The sequence below is a fragment of the Okeania sp. genome (assembly GCF_983059655.1).
Genome location: NZ_CEZPJD010000002.1, coordinates 1 through 19,094, shown reverse-complemented (window position 1 = coordinate 19,094; position 19,094 = coordinate 1). Strand labels below are relative to the sequence as shown.

Genomic DNA, 19,094 nt, shown 5'->3' with positions numbered 1-19,094 from the left:
AATTGTACTACCTTATATCAGTTTGATCGAGACGGAAAAAAATGGATGCTCCAAATAAAGTATCACGATTACAACTATTTTTATCATTACCGATAGACTGTTTAGCTGCATTGATAGGTGGGACAATATGTCTATCTTTATCACCTATTTTCATCCGTTTGAGCGAATATGAAATCGGTCCAAATGCCGCAATATTTAATCGCTTGTGGATTGCCACTGTTGCCTTTGGGTTAGTTAGTCGATTTTTGGCTGTGCGCCACCGAGAACAAAAAAAGGAAATCCAATCAGATCGACAAAAACCTCATCTACTTCACAGAGCCAAGCTATTGATGATAGCAGATGGGGTTATTCTCTCGATGGGTCTAATACTTTGGGCTTGGTCTTTGACTCAGACAAGCATTGCCAACGCTAGCATGATGCATAATCTGGTTCCTATATTTACTGTTTTAGGAGGGTGGCTAGCTTTAAGTCAAACCTTTGACCATCGATTTCTGCTAGGTATGTTTGTGGCGCTCGCTGGATCTGCATTATTAGAAATGAATGAACTTTTATCACTAAGAGTCAGCCAACAACTACTAGGAGATTTTGCAGCATTACTTTCAGCAGTATTTTTTGGCATACACCCACTAATAGTTGAGCGACTCCGAGCTCAGATAAACCCAATCACGATTATGACTTGGTCTTCGGCAACAAGCTCTCTGTTGTTATTGCCTTTTGCTCTAATTGTTGAAGAGCAACTTTTTCCAAGTTCCTTTACTGGTTGGTTTTCAGTTATTGCTCAAGCCGTTGTTGCTCAAATGTTAGGTATAGGGCTTTTAGCTTATTCTCTCAAAAGGTTATCTGCTGGGCTGACTAGTCTAGTTGCGTTATCTATTCCTATTCTCAGCGCTGTCGAAGGTTGGGCAATTTTCTCAGAAAATCTTAGCTTGTTGACTTCGGTAAGTTTCTTGGTAATTTTATTGGGAATGTATTTGGCTATCTCTAGTAGATCTGCTATCAAACCGAAAGTAGAATCTTCTTATTGAAGGCAAATAGTTGAGAGTCACAATTAATAAAAATTAATTCTTCTACTTTTCTTGTTAAAATTTAGGACACAATTAACTAATTCAATAGAAATAAAACAACTAATTATGAAATTAGGAAAAATTAGCAAAACTCAACCTTCATCTTTAAGCACAGTGCCAGTGTTACAAGTCTTGCACCTCGCAGGCTCCCTTGTCTCTGACTTTTACTACAACTTATCAATAATCTACGCCAAAGAAGTAGTACAACCAGTGGGTGTCAGTAGCTACTATGCAGTCGTACATCCTGAAGGTTTTTGGCAGTTAGGAACGTCCTTAGATTCCTTGTCGGAAAAGATGTCTCTCCAGGATATGATTCCTCAACTATCTCAGATTGATGTAGTAGTTCCCCATATGTTCTGTTTTCCTGGAATGACTAGTTTTAGGGCTTTATTTGAGGATATTATTGGTATCCCTGTAATTGGCTCACCATCCCATTGCACAGCATTAGCAACTAACAAAGCTTATACAAGAAACATCGTGTCTGCATCTGATGTCCTAGTTGCCAAAGCACAACAACTACGCCGGGGAGATAAATTAACAATGCAGCCACCCTTTGTAGTGAAGCCAACCTCGGAAGACAATTCTTTGGGTGTGACATTGGTGTGGGATGAATCTCAAATAGAGGCAGCATTGGAAGTTGGGTTTGAACTAGATGAGATGTTGTTAGTTGAGGATTATATTCCTGGAAGGGAACTCCGCGTAGGTGTAGTTGAATATGAGGGTAAGTTGTCCGTCTTGCCAATGATAGAGTATTTAGTCACGGAGGAAAACCCTATTAGAACTTTACATGATAAGTTGGAGCTAAAATCAGACGGAATCCCTGGAAAACAATCTGAGAAAACAGCAATTAAGCCAGTATGTCCAGCAAATGTCACACCAGAACTATTCAATAAACTTGCCGATAGTGCTAAGAAGGCTCATGTGGCATTGGGATGTCGTGATTACTCTTTGTATGACTTCCGAGTACACGCAGAAACCAATGAGCCATATTTGCTTGAAGCAGGATTATTTTGGTCTTTCGGCAGAATTAGCATGATTTCCCGGATGCTTGAAGCTGATGGGCAAAAATTAGAAGATGTGGCTTTGCAACTGTGGAGTGCAGCAGCAGAGAGGACTCGCGTAGCTTGTGGTTCGTTGTTTAAATACAGCAAATCAGAGCAAGCAGCAAAGGTTTAACGAAGTCAGAAGTTAGAAGTCAGAAGTCAGCAGTTATTTTTGTAATGGGGATGTGAGCAAGCCTCCAAAAATATTTCGCCTTAAAAGGCGGGGTGGCACCATTTCTCATTTTATTGAACTTATTGAGCAGTAGGGACGTTGCATGCAACGTCCTTACAGAGAAGTAAACATCAGGGTCTCAAGGGGTGATATCATGTCCGGATAAGAGCGATCTGGAAAAAAACCAAAACAGTCACTTGCAGTACAAATCTTTTTATTCTCCCTACTCCCTACTCCCTTATTTATAACTATTCAACCGGACATGATATGACAAGTACCTCAACGTATTTCCGTCCGAAGCGACTGATAGGGTTTGCGCAACATTCCGGAACGGAAAGCAATCTCAAATCCTAGTTTTTCGTAAAGGTAAAAAATGAACCAAATCACACCATTAGATGTCCCTTCGGCCATCCAACAACGACGCTCTATCAGAGCTTTTAAGCCTGACCCAATAGAGCCAGAACTAATAAAGCAACTCGTTGAGTTTGCCGTGTCTGCTCCTAGCGTATCCAATCTACAACCATGGCAAATTGTTGTAGTCCAAAGTCCAGAAAAAAAAGCAGCATTGGTAAAAGCCTGTACGGATGATGAGATTAGTGAATTACGTCCAAGGATTTACGAACGTCAAAAAATTATTGCTAGCGCGCCGATAACCTTTGTCTTTGCTGCAGACCTCAATGGTTGGAATAAAAATACCGTCAATATGCTAGAGTTGGCCGAGCAGAATGGAGTATATACTGATAAGGAAGTAAAGTACTTGAAAAAAGGTATCCCTCAATTATTTGAACAACAAGAAGACAAAACTCGGGAATGGGCAGTTAAAGATGCCGCGATCGCAGCTACTCATCTAGTTCTGGCAGCAGAAAGTTTGGGTTTATCTAGTTGTATGCTCTATCACCCTTTAGAGAATAGAGTTAAAGAGGTGATTGGATCTGGCAATATGCCAGACATCGCTATTGCTGTTCTTGTGGCTGTAGGTTATGCAGCAGAATCAAGAAAAAATCCAGGTCGTTTGCCATTGTCAGCAAATGTGTCTATCGACGAGCTTGGTAATTCAATGGAGTAAACTTATTCACATTGCGCATTTTATATCATGTCCGGTTGAACAGTTATAAATAAATAACGGCGTAGGAGTCAGGAGTCAGGAGTCAGGAGGGAAGAAAGAAGAAGGAAGAAGAAGAACAGGAGAAGAAGGAGAAAGTTTTTTATCACTAATTATCCAGACATGATATTACTGAGTGTTAAGGCGAAGTTTATATGACATTTAAGCACAAAAAAAATCACTTTTTTGCTAATTTCAGCTAAGTTAATTTTCATTATTCTTATTTTTGCTTCTCCCACACTCCCCCACTCCCCTACTCAACAAAATGTAGAAAAGTTTTTGAGAAATGGTATAACTGAGTCCTAGAATGGCTATATTCTGGAACTTTAAAGGTATAAAATATGACATTAAAAGGTTACGAGATTATTATAATAACTTTATTTTTATTCTGTTGTGTAAATGAATTAGTAATGAAAAATTGGATGAAAATCCTTGTAGACTTACTTCCTATAAAGAATTTTTTAATTACGAGAAATCGGGCAGATTGGCTACAGTTTTTTCTCCTGATAATATTAAGTTTTTTGTTCGGTTATCAACTAGATATTTCTGTCATCAAACTTCAAGTATTGATTAGAAATACTATGTTTTTTATGGCTGCAATAATTACTTGGAAAAGCATAACAATGGATTATGATGTTGTTGCTGACGAAAAAAATATTAAAGAAAGAATATTGCTAATTATTTTAACAATTAGTCTATACTTTTATCCTATTTTAATTCTTCCATATCTTTTTGTCTCGATTCACTTTTTCAACGCGTGGTTAATCCATAATATGATGCCTATTCGTATCCTAAAAATGTTTGTATCCTATTTGGGAGCGATAGTTATAATTAAACATCTTACTTGGGTGGAAAAAATTGAGTCTGCTGATACTTTTGTTCCATTCATTCTATTAATGTTATGCGTACAAGCATCTCACTATTTTATTCCTGGTGTGGGTAAATTAAAACTAGGAGATAAATGGCATTCATGGATGCTTAAAAATGAAACTCATTATCTAATGATATCCGCCTATAACTGGGGATGGTTAAAATTTTTACCTGAAAGACAGGCAGTTAATGTTGTTAATAAAATTAAAAAATTTAATCAAATCATAAATTCATGTACAATTATATTTCAATGTGGTCTTTTGGCTTTAATGGCTAATTCTGCTATATGCCTTTTACTATTGACTGGTTGCACGCTTTTAAATATAGCAATTTTTTTAGCTACTGGTCTTTGTTTTTGGGAATATGCGTTAACCAATACTATTATAATTGTTCTGATTTCCAATTTAAGTCATAGTATAAGCACTACACTTTTTTCTCCACTCAATTGGCTCGTTTACTTAGTTGTCTTGTTTCTACCTCTGAATGGAAAAGTCTGGAGTCCTTACTCTATGTCTTGGTGGGATACACCTTTCATAGGTAAAGTACACTGGCGTGTAGTTGGTAAAAGTGGTAAGATTTATGAGCTTTACAACAATTTTATGTGTCCTTATGAAGAGTTATATGGTCATGAATATGGATACTTTTTAGTGGATCGGAAAATTATATACGAGAATCATTTAGGTATTTGGAAATATAATAAAGAAGTGCGAGACCAAGTAATTGCTTCAAAAGGTGATTTGCAAATATTATCTAACCTACAAAATCAATTTGGAAAAAGTTATCGAGACTTTGAAAAAGAAAGAGAGCATGAGGAATTTTTAATTAAATTTTTTACCAGGAATTTTGTGCCTAAAGCCCCGTCCTTTTAGGACGGCTTTTTTTTTCTATTAGTTATCATTTTTTTGTTTTTGATGTTATGATAATAATGGTTTGAAACCCCAGAGTGTTGCTATATGCTCGAACTTAAAAGTATCGCTTAAGGATACAAACATTGGGTGGCGAATACCAAGAAAAACATAGCCAACGAACCAAAAATGGTTCAATTCCAGAAAAAATCAAGTTTTCGGTTTTTGATCGTATCGTGGGGCGCACGATAACGCTAGGCCAGTATCCTAGTACGTCTCTGGAGATATGGCCCTCTGGGACTAACTAAACTAGACTCGCTAATTAGTTCTGTAGAACGGTTAGTTGGTTTAGACACTGCTCGTAAGAGATAGTTGGTTTTAAGGTTTGTTGAAGAAAGAGAAATTCTAGATAGTGATATTTAGAATCCTCTCGCCTTTAGGCAGAGGAGAACGTCAAAAAATTAAATTCCGGATTCAAGAAGAATGTCTTCCCCAGTTGGCTAAAATGGTTAAAAGCTCCTGGGGGATATTTCTTTTACTGGGGTGAATATCCTCCATATAGCGGGCAAGAACCTGTTTCAAGGGTTCTTATCTACTATGTAGAAAAGTTCTTTGACGATCGTAAAGTAAAGATAATTGTCAATGAAATTTTAAAAATGGTAGAGATTCCATCATCTAGTGATATCCCAACTTGAGAAACTTCCTAGCTATTCTAGAAAAAGTTTTTGTAGCTCTTTCGTCATTAAACTACATTGTGATTTCGCTTGTGTGAATTACTTAATAATTGAAGTGCTATTTAAGTTAAGCTTAATGTATAGTAATTGGTATAAGATAAAAAAGAGCAAAGAGGTGTAGGGAGAAATAATATCATGTCCGTTGGGGCGCGTTTGTGTAAACCCAAGGGTGAAGATCTACAGAAAATTTAAGTTTTTTTCCTGCTCTTAAGCCTTCCTGCCTCTTCCATCATCTCTCTTCCTTATTATCATTCCCATTTGACCGGAAATTTCTGGTCTCGAGCCTCCTTATTGCAGAGGTACTGATACAGCAGATTCAACCAAGCGTGAGGTACACCCCTCGCGGGCAAGATGCCCGCACTACAAACATTTAATTATTAATATCTGTACTTCATATACTTGGAATATGCTGTAACTGATAACTGATAACTGAAATGACTTAGCCTAGAAAACAAAGATGAATGCTCAAGCAAAATTATTAAAGCTACAGTTTGCCTCATTTTTACCGATAGATTCCTTAGTTGCATTAACAGCTAGCATAATCTGTCTCTCTTTTTCACCCATTTTTATCCGTTTGAGCGAACTGGAAATAGGACCAAACGCTACAGCATTTAATCGTTTTTGGATAGCGGCTGTTGCCTTTTGGCTGCTAAATACTTTATTGACAGTACGCCACCGATACCGAAATAAAGAAACTCAACTCGAACAACAAAAACACCATCTAGTTAATAGGGCAAAGCTACTAATAATAGATGGTTTTCTTATATCAGTAGGTCTAATGCTTTGGGCTTGGTCTTTAAATCAAACGAGTATTGCCAACTCTAGTATGATCCATAATCTGGTGCCAATATTTACAGTCTTGGGAGGATGGCTAGCTCTAGGTCAAACTTTCGACAATCGATTTTTGATTGGTATGGTAGTTGCGATTTTTGGAGCAACTTTACTAGAAGCAAAAGAACTGTTATCATTGAGGATGAGCCAAGAACTATTAGGAAGTTTAGCCGCTTTGCTCTCAGCAGTGTTTTTTGGAATACATCCACTGGTCATTCAGCGACTCCGGAGTAATTTAAGCCCTGTCACTATTATGACTTGGTCTACAACAACAAGTTTTCTATTTATATTACCTGTTGTTCTGATTGCCGAAGAGCAACTTTTCCCAACTTCGATAAATGGGTGGCTTGCAGTCATTGCCCAAGCTCTCGTTAGTCAAATGCTTGCTATGGGACTTTGGGCTTATTGTCTTAAAAAGTTATCTGCTGGGTTTAGTAGCTTAGTGGCTTTGGCTATTCCGGCTCTCAGTGCGGTGGAAGGTTGGGCTATATTCTCAGAAAGCCTGAGTTTTTTGACTGTGGTAAGTTTCTTTGTAATTTTATGTGGAATGTATTTGGCTATTTCTAGCACATCTGCTATCAAGCTGGAAAATAACTGAAGGCGCTGGTGAAGCGCGTGTATCATATTAATTATTTAGGAGTCAACCCACCCGCGCTCCCAACCCACCCCCGCCCCTCCCAGGAGGGGAGCCAAGAGGGGAACTCAGGAGTGGAGTCAACCCACCCCTGCCCCTTCCAGGAGGGGAACTCAGGAGTCAGGAGGGAAGAAATAAGAAGAAAGAGTAGTAGGGGAGAACGTTTTTTGTTAGCGCTCTTCTCTGGATATGATATCATACCTCAAATCATCAACGCCAATATTCGCTAAATTAAAGAGGAATCAAATTTTGTCTACTTTACGATCGCTTTCTACTTCTTACATACAGCAAACAAATTGGTTTCTGTATAAGTTTAAAGCTACAGATTTAACAGACAAAATTTCTGTAGCAGTTCGGATTAAGTCACCCCTAGATATTCAAAGTGTAAAAGATACACTGCAAGTATTAACTGAACGTCACTCGATTCTTCGCAGTATCTATTACGAACAAGATGGAAAAATAGTTCAAGAAATTAGGGAAAATGTTGATATTAATTTTGAACAAATTTCTGCTTCATCTTGGAGCGACGAAGAATTAGAAGGGCAGTTATGTGACTCGATCAAACGTCCTTTTAATTTAGAAACTAGCGGGGTATTTCGTGCTTGCTTATTTAAACGTTCGGTAACAGAGAATATTTTGTTATTGACTGTTCATCAAATAGCTGGAGATTGGGAGTCTTTATTAATATTAGTGAATGAATTTGTGGCTCTCTATGAATCAAAAATTAATCATGAATCTCTAGATTTACCCATACTAAATAAGTCTTATGAAGATTATATTCAGAAAGAATTAGACTTGCTCAATAGTTCAGAAGGAAAACAATTGGGCGATTATTGGCAACAGAATTTGGCTGATGAATTACCAGTTTTAGAATTACCAACAAATTCTCCTCGTCCAACCATTAGAACTTATAATGGAAAATCAATAAGGCATATCATAAATTCACAATTAAGTCAACAAATTCAACAACTGGCAAAAACAGAAACTGTCAAGGTTGAAGAGATACTATTAGCAGCATTTAAAGTCCTGCTTTACCGCTACACAGGAGAAGAAGATTTACTTGTAGGTTTATTACAAAATCGAGAAAATCAACCATTATTCCCTGGAGTTATTGGCAATTTTACTAATGTTACAGTTATCAGAAACTCTATTTCAGGGAATCTCAAGTTTACAGATTTTTTGACTCAAGTCAGTAAAACAGTATTTGAAACAGAAAGCTACAAAGATTATCCATTTGCTCTACTTGTACAACAACTCAAATTATCTAATCTGAGTTATTCTCCGATTTGTCAAGCAGCTTTTGGTTATTACAAATTTGATAAGTTATTTAATGCCAAAGAATTAGAATTAGAATATTATCAACTCCCACAACAAAAGGTGGATTTTGAACTCAGTTTAGAAGCAATTCAGTTAGATAAATCTCTCTGGGTTGATTGGAAATACAATAGTGATGTATTAGCAGCAGAAACTGTGAGTCAAATTGCCGAACATTTCCAGAATTTACTAACAGCAATTGTAGAAAATTCTCAGACAGAAATAGATAAGTTACCGATACTGAGTGAGAGGGAAAAACAGCAAATATTAGTGGAATGGAACGATACAAAAGTAGATTATCCTCAAGGCAAATGTATCCATGAATTATTTGAGGCACAAGTAGAAAAAACACCCGATGCAGTGGCAGTAGTTTTTGCAGAAGAAAAGCTGACTTATTCAGAGTTGAATGCCAAAGCAAATCAACTAGCTCACTACTTACAAAAGTTGGGAGTAAGGCCGGAAGCGCAGGTAGGAATCTGTGTAGAACGTTCTTTGGAAATGGTCGTAGGGATATTAGGAATTCTGAAAGCAGGGGGAGCTTATGTACCACTTGACTCAAGCTATCCATCGGAGCGTTTAGCTTATATGCTTTCTGATGCCAAAGTCTCAGTGTTGCTGACTCAGGAATCATTAGTGACATCATTGCCAGAGCATCAAGCACAGGTTGTTTGTTTGGATAAAGATTGGGAGGCGATCGCTCAGTCGCCTACAGAAAATTTGGCAAAAGTAGCCAAACCCGAAAATCTAGGCTACATCATCTATACATCCGGTTCCACAGGTAAACCCAAAGGAGTTGCCATGAGTCAACGCGCTCTGGTTAACCTAATTATGTGGCAGCAGCAGGAAACAATTATTGGCGAAGGTGCAAAAACATTACAATTTGCCCCCATCAGTTTCGACGTATCTTTCCAAGAAATTTTTTCAACCTTATATTCAGGCGGTACTCTAGTTTTAGTTTCTCAAGAAATAAGGCGCGATAGTTTTGCTTTGATGCAATTTATGATTGATAACAAAGTAGATAAACTATTTGTACCATTTGTCGCCTTGCAACAGTTAGCTACAGTTGCTGCTCAATGTCAAACTTTGCCACAACTGCGTGAAATTGTGACAGCAGGCGAACAGTTACAGATGACACCAGACCTAATTGAGTTAATGAAACGACTGCCCAACTGTAGATTGCAAAATCAGTACGGCCCGTCGGAAAGTCATGTAGTTTCTGCTTACAGTTTACAAGGTGCTGCGGAAAGCTGGCCGACACTACCTCCTATTGGTCGCCCTATTGCTAACAATCAACTTTATATTTTCGATAGAAATTTAAAACCAGTTCCCATCGGTGTTCCCGGAGAGCTGTATATTGGAGGAGTCGGTGTGGCAAATGGTTATCTTAATCGTCCGGAGATGACTGCGGAAAAATTTATTAATATCCCTCTTCCGTCCCCCTTAGAAAGGGGGAGACCAGAAGAAATTCCCCTTCCATCTAGCTTAGAAAGGGGGATACGAGAGGTTCCCGCTTTAGAAAGGGAGAAACTACAAGTTCCCCCCTTACAAAGGGGGGTTAGGGGGGATAATATTTCCCTATACAAAACAGGAGATTTAGCTCGCTATCTTCCTGATGGTAATATCGAATTTATTGGTCGCATCGATAACCAAGTCAAAATTCGAGGTTTTCGGATCGAAATTGGAGAAATTGAAACGACGATCGCTCAACATCCCACTGTTAAAGAAACAGTAGTTTTGGCAAGGGAAGATAACCCTGGTAATAAACGTTTAGTGGCATATATTGTGCCCGAAACTGAGACGGAGCAAAAAATTGTACCGCAACTAAAACAACATCTCAAGGAAAAATTGGCAGAGTATATGCTGCCTTCAGCTTTTGTGGTTTTGCCACAACTGCCATTAACTCCTAACGGGAAGGTTAACCGTCGCGCTCTACCTGCACCGGATATTTCTAGTTTTAGCGAGAGTAATAATTTTGTTGCACCACGAGATGATATTGAAGAACAATTAGCAGAAATTTGGTCAAATATTCTCAATATTAATCCAGTAGGAGTTAAAAATAATTTCTTTGAGTTAGGAGGTCATTCTCTATTAGCAGTTAATTTAATGGCAAAAATTCAACAACGCTTTGCCAAACAATTACCTTTATCCACTCTGTTTACTAATCCCACAATTGAAGATTTAGCAAGTTTAATCCGAGGTGAAAATCAAGTTATTTCTTCTTCTCTAGTCCCACTGCAAACTCAGGGAAATAAACAACCATTTTTCTGTGTACATCCTGCGGGCGGTCATGTATTTTATTACCAGGAATTATCCCATTATTTAGGTAATAATCAACCCTTTTATGGTTTACAAGCTCAAGGGTTTAATGAAGGAGAAAAAATCTTCATAAACGTGGAAGACATGGCTGAATTTTATATCAAAACTATGCAAGAATTTCAACCAGAAGGACCCTATCAAATTGGTGGTTGGTCTTTTGGAGGAGTTGTTGCTTTTGAAATGGCACAACAGTTAGTTAAGCAGGGACAAGAAGTTAGTTTGTTGGCTTTATTAGATCCTTGGGCTCCCATCTTATTAGACCCTAATAAGAAAATCGATAATTTGTACATGAGGGGGGTATTAAGTCGTTATTTTGGAGGAATGTTTGGTATAACTAATTTAGTTACTGAGGAAGAATTAATTGGGTTAAGTTCTGAAGAACAGATAGAATTTATTATTGATAAAGCAGAAAAATTAGAGCTATTTCCCCAGGAAGCTACTCGCGAACAGAATCGACGCTTTATTGATGTAATTATTGGTACTTTGAAAGCAACTTATGCCTATAAGCGTCGGCCTTATCCAGGAAAAGTAACAGTCTTTCGGGGACAAGAAAAACATCCTCATGGGATAGATCCGCAATTAGTTTGGGTAGAAATGTATGCTATTTTAGATGTAGCTGATATGGAGGTAGTTATGGTTCCTGGCAATCATTTTACATTTATAAAAGAACCACATATCAAGGTATTAGCGGAACGTTTGAGTGAGCATTTAAATTAGTTAATACTTACCCATGAACGCTATTGGTAGGGTGTGTTAGCGACAGCGTAACACACCAAAACCCTATATCTATTCTCAGTGCGTAAGTTTTATTAGTAAAAATTGGTCAAGCTCGTTTTTCACCTAATTCAGGAAGAAAAATATGACCGTTTTTATTAATAATGAACCTTAGTATTTTGCCACAGTAGAAACTCGTGCCTTACAGTAGATTCACCTTAGAGGAACTCAAACAAAAATTTAACATTACCCTGACAGGCAGCAAAGGAAAATTTAACAACTTACCAGAAGTTGCCCCCAGTCAATTTCTTCTTGAAGCCTTAGAAGAATATTTACCCTTAGCAGTAGCGATCGGTTCAGAAAAAGCTCGCTCTGAATTAATAGTTGCACCAATTTTAGTGGCAATTAAAAAACATTTAAACCAACAGATAAGTTTATTTTCTGGCATCGAGTTTAATGTTGATATAGAGCTTGGACTAAATGGCTTTTGCGATTTTATTATTAGCAGTTCAACCCAACAATTTTTCATCGAATCACCAGTTATTGCCTTAGTAGAAGCTAAAAACGATAATCTTAAATCTGGTTTAGCTCAATGCATGGCAGAAATGGTTGCCGCTCAAATTTTCAACCAACGTCAAGGTAACGAGATTTCCAAAATTTATGGAACTATTACTACTGGAACTTTTTGGCAATTTTTAGAGTTAGAAGGTGAAGCAGTAGTATTAGATTTACAGGAATATTCTGTGGAAAATTTACCAAAAATTTTAGGAATCTTGACCAATTTTGTTAGTTAGTAAATAAGCATTCAGCATTCAGCAGTCAGCTATCAGCTTTATTAACTTTAGTAGACAATTAAAACTCGTTTTTCTTGTGCTTCAATTCTTTGTTTAAAAATGTAGTAGAAGTTAAGCAAATACTTGGTTAATTCATTAAAAAGCTGAATGCGAACAGGTTCCGCACCGAAGAGCTGACTGCTAATAGCTGTTTGCGCAGCATTCCGCAGGAAATGCTTACTTTATAGCAATGCTAAGTTGAAGTATATCTTTGACAGTATTTGCTTTTATTCTGTAGTCAAAAAATTGGAGATTAATTATGCTAGGAAGTGCATCAGAGTCTAAGAAAAAAATCTATCGAATCATCTACGGTTACTGGCAAAGTCAGTGCGTTTATGTAGCAACAAATTTAAGAATTCCTAATTTGTTGCATGACGGACCAAAAACTGTTGAAGAAATAGCAGAAAAAACAGCAACAAAGGTAGAAAAACTTTATGTTGTACTCCGAGCATTAGCTCATTTAGGCGTGTTTATAGAAAAACCTGGTCGTGTTTTTGCTTCTACAGAATTATCCGAATTTCTAATTACAAATGATTCCCCTTCTATCGGTGACTTTTTAATGCACATTACAGAACCTAATATGTGGGATGGTTGGCGAGAATTAGAAAACAGTTTAAAGACTGGAGAAGTTCCTTTTGAGTTAGCAAAAGGTAAGGATTTTTACACTTCTTATATGACAGAGAATCCCAATAGTAAAAACTTGTTCAACAATGCCATGAGTTATTTAACTGCTGAAGTTGTCGATCCGTTATTTGCAGTTTATGATTTTGGTCGCTTTCAAACAGTAATGGATGTGGGAGGAAATCAGGGTACATTAATTGCCAATATTGTGAAAAGATTCGGCTGTAAAGGAATTTTGTTTGACTTACCCCATGAAGTAAAAACTGCTCCTAATAATCTGGCAAAATATGGAGTTAATGATGCAGTAACAGTTGTTGGTGGAAGTGCTTTGGAATCTTTACCAAAAAGTGCCGATGCAATTGTCATGAAATATTTTCTATCGGTATTCAGTAAAGAGGATTCAATCAAAGTATTGACTAACTGTCGAGAAGCTCTGCCAAAAGATGGTAGGGTAATTCTTCTACAAACTTTAGTTCCTGCTGTTGGTGCCCCTGTAGAATATCCCGATGGCACAATACCAGCTTTAGCAGCAGTGCAGATGATGATTACAAACCCAGGGGGTTACTGGCGCACCGAACAAGAATATAAGGATTTGTTTGCAGCAAGTGGTTTTCAACTCGAAGAAATCTTTAATACTGGTACAAGTATGACAGTTATGGAGTTTAGCTCTATTTAAAGCGATCGGCGCATTAAAATTTACTGTAAATTTGATGCGCTTTTTCCCAGGTTGATTTTCTATAATTATAGCGCTGTGCGCAGGCAACAGGCAACAGCTCATCTGGCAACAGAGGGAATAAATTGCCGATAACATAAGACTTTTAGCTATTGGGCAAATCCTGCAATTTGTAAATATACCAGCGCTCATTGCTATACTTCAATATTCAATCTCCCCCGCTTCCCCACTCCCCTACTCCCCCACTACCCTACTACCTCACTCCCCCACTCACTCTTTTTTAAGGAAAGCCAGGGTAATGAATTGTAGGATAATTTAATAATTAACTTCACGATTAGGAGCAAGATATGGAAATCACAGGAGCAAGCAAAGCATCTGAAGATATCCGTAATGGAAAAATCAAATTCTGTGCTTTACCAAAAGTACCAGAAAGAGAATTTCCATCAAATATTAATCCCATTCGAGCTGAAATTATTCGGATTATTGAAAAAACATGGGTGAATGGAACAAAAATCCATTACTGTTTTTTTGACCATACTAAAGGACATAACTCTCCGGCTGAGTGGACAGGTTCCCCAGACGATAAACAAGTTGTCAGGGAAGCATTTAAAGAGTGGAAAGCTGTGGGTATTGGCCTAGAGTTTGAAGAAGTTGATTCTCCCCCAGATGCAGAAGTTCGCATTGGTTTCCAACAAGGTGATGGATCTTGGTCTTATTTGGGAACTGATGTGCTGAATATTCCTTTAAATCAAAGAACTATGAATTTTGGGTGGCCTTTAGCTGAGGATGCCTATGGTAAGGAAACTGCACTTCATGAAGTGGGACATACTCTGGGATTACCACACGAACATCAAAATCCTCAAGCAGGTATTCAGTGGAATGAAGATGCAGTCAGGGCTTCTTTAAGTGGACCTCCGAACAATTGGTCATCAGAGACGATAGAATATAATATCCTGCGTAAAATACCAGCAAATGAAGTTGCAGGTTCTCAATGGGACCCAAATTCAATTATGCACTATCAGTTCCAAGCAGAATTAATCGATAATCCTGCACCCTATAATCAGCAAGGAATTTTTCCAGAGCCTGGTTTGTCACAAAAGGATAAAGACTGGATGCAAAAGTTTTATCCTGTGCTGGAATCAAACGATTACATTGAGCTTAAACCCTTTATTTCAGTGCCATTGGTTTTATCTCCCGGAGAACAGGTTAATTTTATTGTGAAGCCAAAAATTTCTCGAAATTACAAGTTTCAAACTTTTGGTGAAGCAGATACTGTAATGGTTTTGTTTGAGGAAGAGAATGGCGATCCAAGGTATTTGGATGGAGATGATGATAGTGGTAATGAACACAATGCTTTGATTACTCACAAACTGTTGAGAGGTCGTACTTACATTCTCAGAGTTCGTTTGTATTATTCTGGCTTAAGTGGTGAAACTGCTGTAATGATGTGGTAGAAAAGGGAGTAGAGAGCTTACAAGAGTAAGTTTTTCCTATTTCAGTGGAGAGGACGCGGGGAGGGGGAGACACGGAGACGCGGAGATATATGGACGCGGGAGTTTTCTTTTATGAACAGAGCGAGTAGATTGAATTAATTACTCAATTATCTAATCTCCGCATCCCTGTTTCAAGTCTTAAAAACTTACCTTTGTATAGCATTACGCAAATAGGTTAGGGCAATTATAGACGCTCAAACTTAGTCAGGGATTACTTCTAACTTCTGACTTCTGACTTCTGACTTCTGACTTGCGCGTAGCGCTATAAGGAGTGGGGGAGATTTAATATTGAATTATAAATATATCATAAGATATCTCCGAAAAAGAATGTAGGGAAATTCCATGAAACTTCCCTAGCAAGATTTCAGGAAAAGTTGATGTAATTGATGAAGATAGATTTATAATAATTCGATCATTAATTATCATATTAACAAGCGATCGACTTTCAGCCTTGGGTATTAATCCCCTTACTTAAGTTTACTGAATGAAATATGACTGCTGAAAATTATTTAAAAGGAGTAGATAAAATATGGGTTTAATTAGTGGTCTCCTCGGAAATGCTTCCGAAGTTAATACTGATTCCAAAAAACTAGATAAGTTATTCAACGATATTTTAGTAGATGGAGAACAAATTGAAAAAGCTTACCAAGTTATTCGCGATATGTTTGTGTTTACTAACAAGCGTTTAATTTTGGTAGATAAACAAGGAGTAACAGGGCATAAAATTGAGTTTCTCTCTATTCCCTATTCAAAAATTACCAAATTCTCTAAAGAAAGTGCGGGGCATTTTGACTTAGATGCAGAGTTAAAGATTTGGGTGGGTAGTGAATCAGAACCAATTAGTCATGAGTTTAATCGTTCAGTGAGTATTAATGAAGTTTATGCTGTACTGAGTAAGTATGTTTTGAAGTAAATTTTTGCATAAAGTTTTGGGTTTTAGCTTCAATATTCTTGTGGTTTAATCCATAATTAATTGTGTACAACACACGTTATAGTAAAATTTTTAAGCTAATCTATAGGAGTAGTTCTACTTATGAACTACTCTTGATTTTGTCTTATCCTAATTTTTCCAAAAAATAGCATATAACAGTCGAAGGAAAGATTAAGATATATCGAAAGCTTACAGCGGTTTTAGTAGACCAGATTAGGGACGTTGCATGCAACGTCCCTACAGGGGTTTGGTTATGGAAATGTGTTTATCAATGAGCAAAAGTGCTGTAAAACTCAGACAACGCAATATTTTTCCTTCTTCTTTTTTTCTTCCTTCTTTACTTCTACTATTACTATTAAAAAATATGAATAAAGGTCCCGATCCAAACCTGAAATATCCAATACCCGATCGAACTCGATTAGTCTATTTAAAAAACATTATTAAAAATCCCAACATTATTATCGGAGACTATACTTACTACGATGATTTTGAGAATCCAGAGAATTTTGAGCGCAATGTTCTCTATCATTTTGATTTTATTGGAGATAAATTAATTATTGGTAAATTCTGCTCTATTGCCTCTAATGTAAAGTTTATTATGAATGGAGGAAATCATCGTACTGACTGGTTTACAAATTATCCTTTTCCTGTGTTTGGAGCAGGTTGGGAAAAAGCAATGCCGGACTCGTGGCCAGACAAAGGAAATACTGTTATTGGTAATGATGTTTGGATTGGTTATGGAGCGGTTTTTATGCCTGGTATTCAAGTAGGGGATGGAGCAATTATTGCGACAAATTCTGTGGTGACAAAAAATGTTGATCCATACAGTATTGTTGGTGGAAATCCTGCTAAGGAAATTCGTAAAAGATTTGAGGAAGCTCTTATTAAAGAGTTGCTAGAAATGAAATGGTGGAATTGGGAAATTGAAAAAATTACTGATAATTTACAGGCGATTTGTGGGTCAGATATTAATGAATTGCGCAAGGCTTTTTCAACAATTAATAATTAATAATTACCTATCCTTGACAAAGAAGAAATAATTCTAAATTCTAAATTATTGAATGCTTTTCTTTGTTTCATACCATCGGAATTAAACTGTTGTGTAACAGTTACAGTAGATTCGGTCTTGGTATTTTTTTTTATTTTATATGTATAAAGAAAAAGTTGATTTAATTCCATAGCAAATTATCGAAAGGTAAAATTTTGTTGATATCAAATTATTAACAATATATATGGTTAGTCAACAAACAATTGATATTGTCAAATCTACCGCACCAGTACTGAAAAAACAAGGAAAACAAATTACTACTCGGATGTATGAAATAATGTTTGAAAATCATCCTGAAATCAAATCGCAGTTTGATATGTCGGCTCAAGCTGATGGCTCTCAACCTGCAAAGTTAGCTACTGCAGTTTATAGTTATGCTACTCATATTGATGATTTGGCTGGTCTAAAATCAATGGTTGAAAAAATTGCTCACCGCCATGTACAAACTCATGTACTACCGGAACAATATCCAGTGGTGGGAGAATGTATGTTGCAAGCTATGCAGGATGTTTTGGGAGAAGTAGCTACACCAGAAGTGATATCTGCTTGGGCAGAAGCTTATCAGGCGTTGGCAGAAGTTTTTATTCACCGAGAGCATGAAATTTATGAAGAGGAAGGTGTTTCCTGATTTCATTTTTTTTGAGTTAACAAGACGGAGAAGATATTGAGTTTAATAGTTGCGGGGGAACGTAGTGGGGTTGGCAAAACAACTGTGACGTTGGCTTTACTGGCCTATTTAAAGTGGCAAAATTTGCAGGTGCAATCATTTAAGGTGGGGCCTGATTATATCGATCCGATGTTTCACCAGTATGTTACGGGCAAGTCTTGTCGGAATTTAGACCCAGTGTTGACTTCCGAGGTTTATGTGCAGCAATGTTTTGCACGAAATATTCAAGATGTTGATTTTGCTTTGGTTGAAGGGGTGATGGGTTTGTTTGATGGGGTGAACTTTAATCCCCCCTGGCCTGTCTTAGAAAGGCTTGATTACCCCTGGCCTGTCTTAGAAAGGTTTAATCCCCCCTGGCCCCCCTTAGAAAGGGGGGGAGAAGATGAGAGCGATCGCTGCTTTCCTGATTTTGCTTCTACTGCTCATATTTCTCGCTTGCTGAATGTACCTGTATTATTGGTGCTTGACTGTAGTCGGTTGTCAGCTTCTGTGGCAGCGATCGCTCATGGTTTGATTTCTTTTGACTCTACTATTAATTTTGCTGGTTTGATACTCAACCGAGTAGGGAGCGATCGCCATTTACAGTTACTTCAAAATTCCCTAAAATCTATAAATTTACCTATACTTGGGGTACTGCGACGACATCAAAATATTACTATTCCTGACCGACATTTAGGTTTACTTCCTACCGATGAAATGCCAGATTTAGATAATTTAATTAATGACTTAGCTGACTTGGCAAAAACTTGTTTTGATTGGGAGAAATTACTACCACTTTTAAAAATTCAGAATGAGGGGTCTCAGCACTTTTTATATAGTCAGATTATCCCTAATAATAGAATACATTTTCCACTATCAAATGTCAAAAAAATTGAGAAAAAAAAGTCTCAATTTTTGATAGGAGTAGCTCGCGATCGCGCATTTAATTTCTATTATCAAGACAACCTAGATATTCTGGTAGAGTTAGGAGCAAAAATAGTATTTTGGAGTCCCCTCAAGGATGAAAATTTACCTGCGGGAGTAGAAGGTTTATATTTTGGTGGTGGATTTCCAGAAGTTTTTGCCCAACAATTAAGTGAAAACATTTTAATGAGAAAAGCTGTTGAAAAAGCAATTATTTCTGGAATGCCAACTTATGCTGAATGTGGTGGGTTGATGTATTTATCTCAGGCAATTATTGACTTTAATG

13 protein-coding genes are annotated in these 19,094 nt (G+C 37.3%); all 13 read left to right on the top strand.

Features of this window, described 5'->3' with window-relative positions:
* The first annotated feature begins 41 nt into the window (after nucleotides 1-41).
* On the top strand, nucleotides 42-1,025 hold the full coding sequence (locus AC3DU7_RS00405) for a DMT family transporter (RefSeq protein WP_488037394.1): 984 nt from the start codon (nucleotides 42-44) through the stop codon (nucleotides 1,023-1,025).
* Nucleotides 1,026-1,130: 105 nt separating this feature from the next.
* Entirely contained in the window at nucleotides 1,131-2,240 is a 1,110-nt protein-coding gene (locus AC3DU7_RS00400; RefSeq protein WP_488037393.1) for a D-alanine--D-alanine ligase family protein, read from the top strand.
* Between the two features lie 412 nt (nucleotides 2,241-2,652).
* Nucleotides 2,653-3,345: a nitroreductase family protein gene (locus tag AC3DU7_RS00395; protein WP_488037392.1), complete on the top strand. Its 693-nt coding sequence runs from the start codon at nucleotides 2,653-2,655 to the stop codon at nucleotides 3,343-3,345.
* A 377-nt stretch (nucleotides 3,346-3,722) separates the two neighbouring features.
* Nucleotides 3,723-5,120, top strand: coding sequence for a hypothetical protein (locus AC3DU7_RS00390; protein ID WP_488037391.1), 1,398 nt, complete (start codon nucleotides 3,723-3,725; stop codon nucleotides 5,118-5,120).
* A gap of 1,167 nt (nucleotides 5,121-6,287) precedes the next feature.
* Nucleotides 6,288-7,259 (top strand): DMT family transporter, encoded by a 972-nt coding sequence (locus AC3DU7_RS00385; RefSeq protein ID WP_488037390.1) that lies wholly within the window; start codon nucleotides 6,288-6,290, stop codon nucleotides 7,257-7,259.
* A gap of 285 nt (nucleotides 7,260-7,544) precedes the next feature.
* Nucleotides 7,545-11,642, top strand: coding sequence for a non-ribosomal peptide synthetase (locus AC3DU7_RS00380; protein WP_488037389.1), 4,098 nt, complete (start codon nucleotides 7,545-7,547; stop codon nucleotides 11,640-11,642).
* 194 nt (nucleotides 11,643-11,836) lie between these two features.
* A complete protein-coding gene (locus tag AC3DU7_RS00375) occupies nucleotides 11,837-12,433 on the top strand; it encodes a hypothetical protein (protein WP_488037388.1) in 597 nt (198 codons plus the stop codon).
* Between the two features lie 298 nt (nucleotides 12,434-12,731).
* Entirely contained in the window at nucleotides 12,732-13,769 is a 1,038-nt protein-coding gene (locus AC3DU7_RS00370; RefSeq protein WP_488037387.1) for a methyltransferase, read from the top strand.
* Between the two features lie 344 nt (nucleotides 13,770-14,113).
* Complete coding sequence (locus tag AC3DU7_RS00365; protein ID WP_488037386.1) at nucleotides 14,114-15,220, top strand: M12 family metallopeptidase; 1,107 nt, start codon at nucleotides 14,114-14,116, stop codon at nucleotides 15,218-15,220.
* Nucleotides 15,221-15,788: 568 nt separating this feature from the next.
* Entirely contained in the window at nucleotides 15,789-16,172 is a 384-nt protein-coding gene (locus tag AC3DU7_RS00360) for a PH domain-containing protein (protein WP_488037385.1), read from the top strand.
* A gap of 382 nt (nucleotides 16,173-16,554) precedes the next feature.
* Nucleotides 16,555-17,199, top strand: coding sequence for a CatB-related O-acetyltransferase (locus AC3DU7_RS00355; protein ID WP_488037384.1), 645 nt, complete (start codon nucleotides 16,555-16,557; stop codon nucleotides 17,197-17,199).
* Between the two features lie 223 nt (nucleotides 17,200-17,422).
* Nucleotides 17,423-17,866 (top strand): globin domain-containing protein, encoded by a 444-nt coding sequence (locus AC3DU7_RS00350; protein WP_488037383.1) that lies wholly within the window; start codon nucleotides 17,423-17,425, stop codon nucleotides 17,864-17,866.
* 36 nt (nucleotides 17,867-17,902) lie between these two features.
* The coding region (locus AC3DU7_RS00345; protein WP_488037382.1) for a cobyrinic acid a,c-diamide synthase CobB at nucleotides 17,903-19,094 on the top strand (1,192 nt) is incomplete at its 3' end.

Bases quoted from the DNA above. Each gene is read 5' to 3' on its own strand.
- AC3DU7_RS00350 (WP_488037383.1), top strand. From the start codon at position 17,423: ATGGTTAGTCAACAAACAATTGATATTGTCAAATCTACCGCACCAGTA.
- AC3DU7_RS00390 (WP_488037391.1), top strand. From the start codon at position 3,723: ATGACATTAAAAGGTTACGAGATTATTATAATAACTTTATTTTTATTC.
- AC3DU7_RS00365 (WP_488037386.1), top strand. From the start codon at position 14,114: ATGGAAATCACAGGAGCAAGCAAAGCATCTGAAGATATCCGTAATGGA.
- AC3DU7_RS00370 (WP_488037387.1), top strand. From the start codon at position 12,732: ATGCTAGGAAGTGCATCAGAGTCTAAGAAAAAAATCTATCGAATCATC.
- AC3DU7_RS00355 (WP_488037384.1), top strand. From the start codon at position 16,555: ATGAATAAAGGTCCCGATCCAAACCTGAAATATCCAATACCCGATCGA.
- AC3DU7_RS00385 (WP_488037390.1), top strand. From the start codon at position 6,288: ATGAATGCTCAAGCAAAATTATTAAAGCTACAGTTTGCCTCATTTTTA.
- AC3DU7_RS00405 (WP_488037394.1), top strand. From the start codon at position 42: ATGGATGCTCCAAATAAAGTATCACGATTACAACTATTTTTATCATTA.
- AC3DU7_RS00360 (WP_488037385.1), top strand. From the start codon at position 15,789: ATGGGTTTAATTAGTGGTCTCCTCGGAAATGCTTCCGAAGTTAATACT.
- AC3DU7_RS00400 (WP_488037393.1), top strand. From the start codon at position 1,131: ATGAAATTAGGAAAAATTAGCAAAACTCAACCTTCATCTTTAAGCACA.
- AC3DU7_RS00395 (WP_488037392.1), top strand. From the start codon at position 2,653: ATGAACCAAATCACACCATTAGATGTCCCTTCGGCCATCCAACAACGA.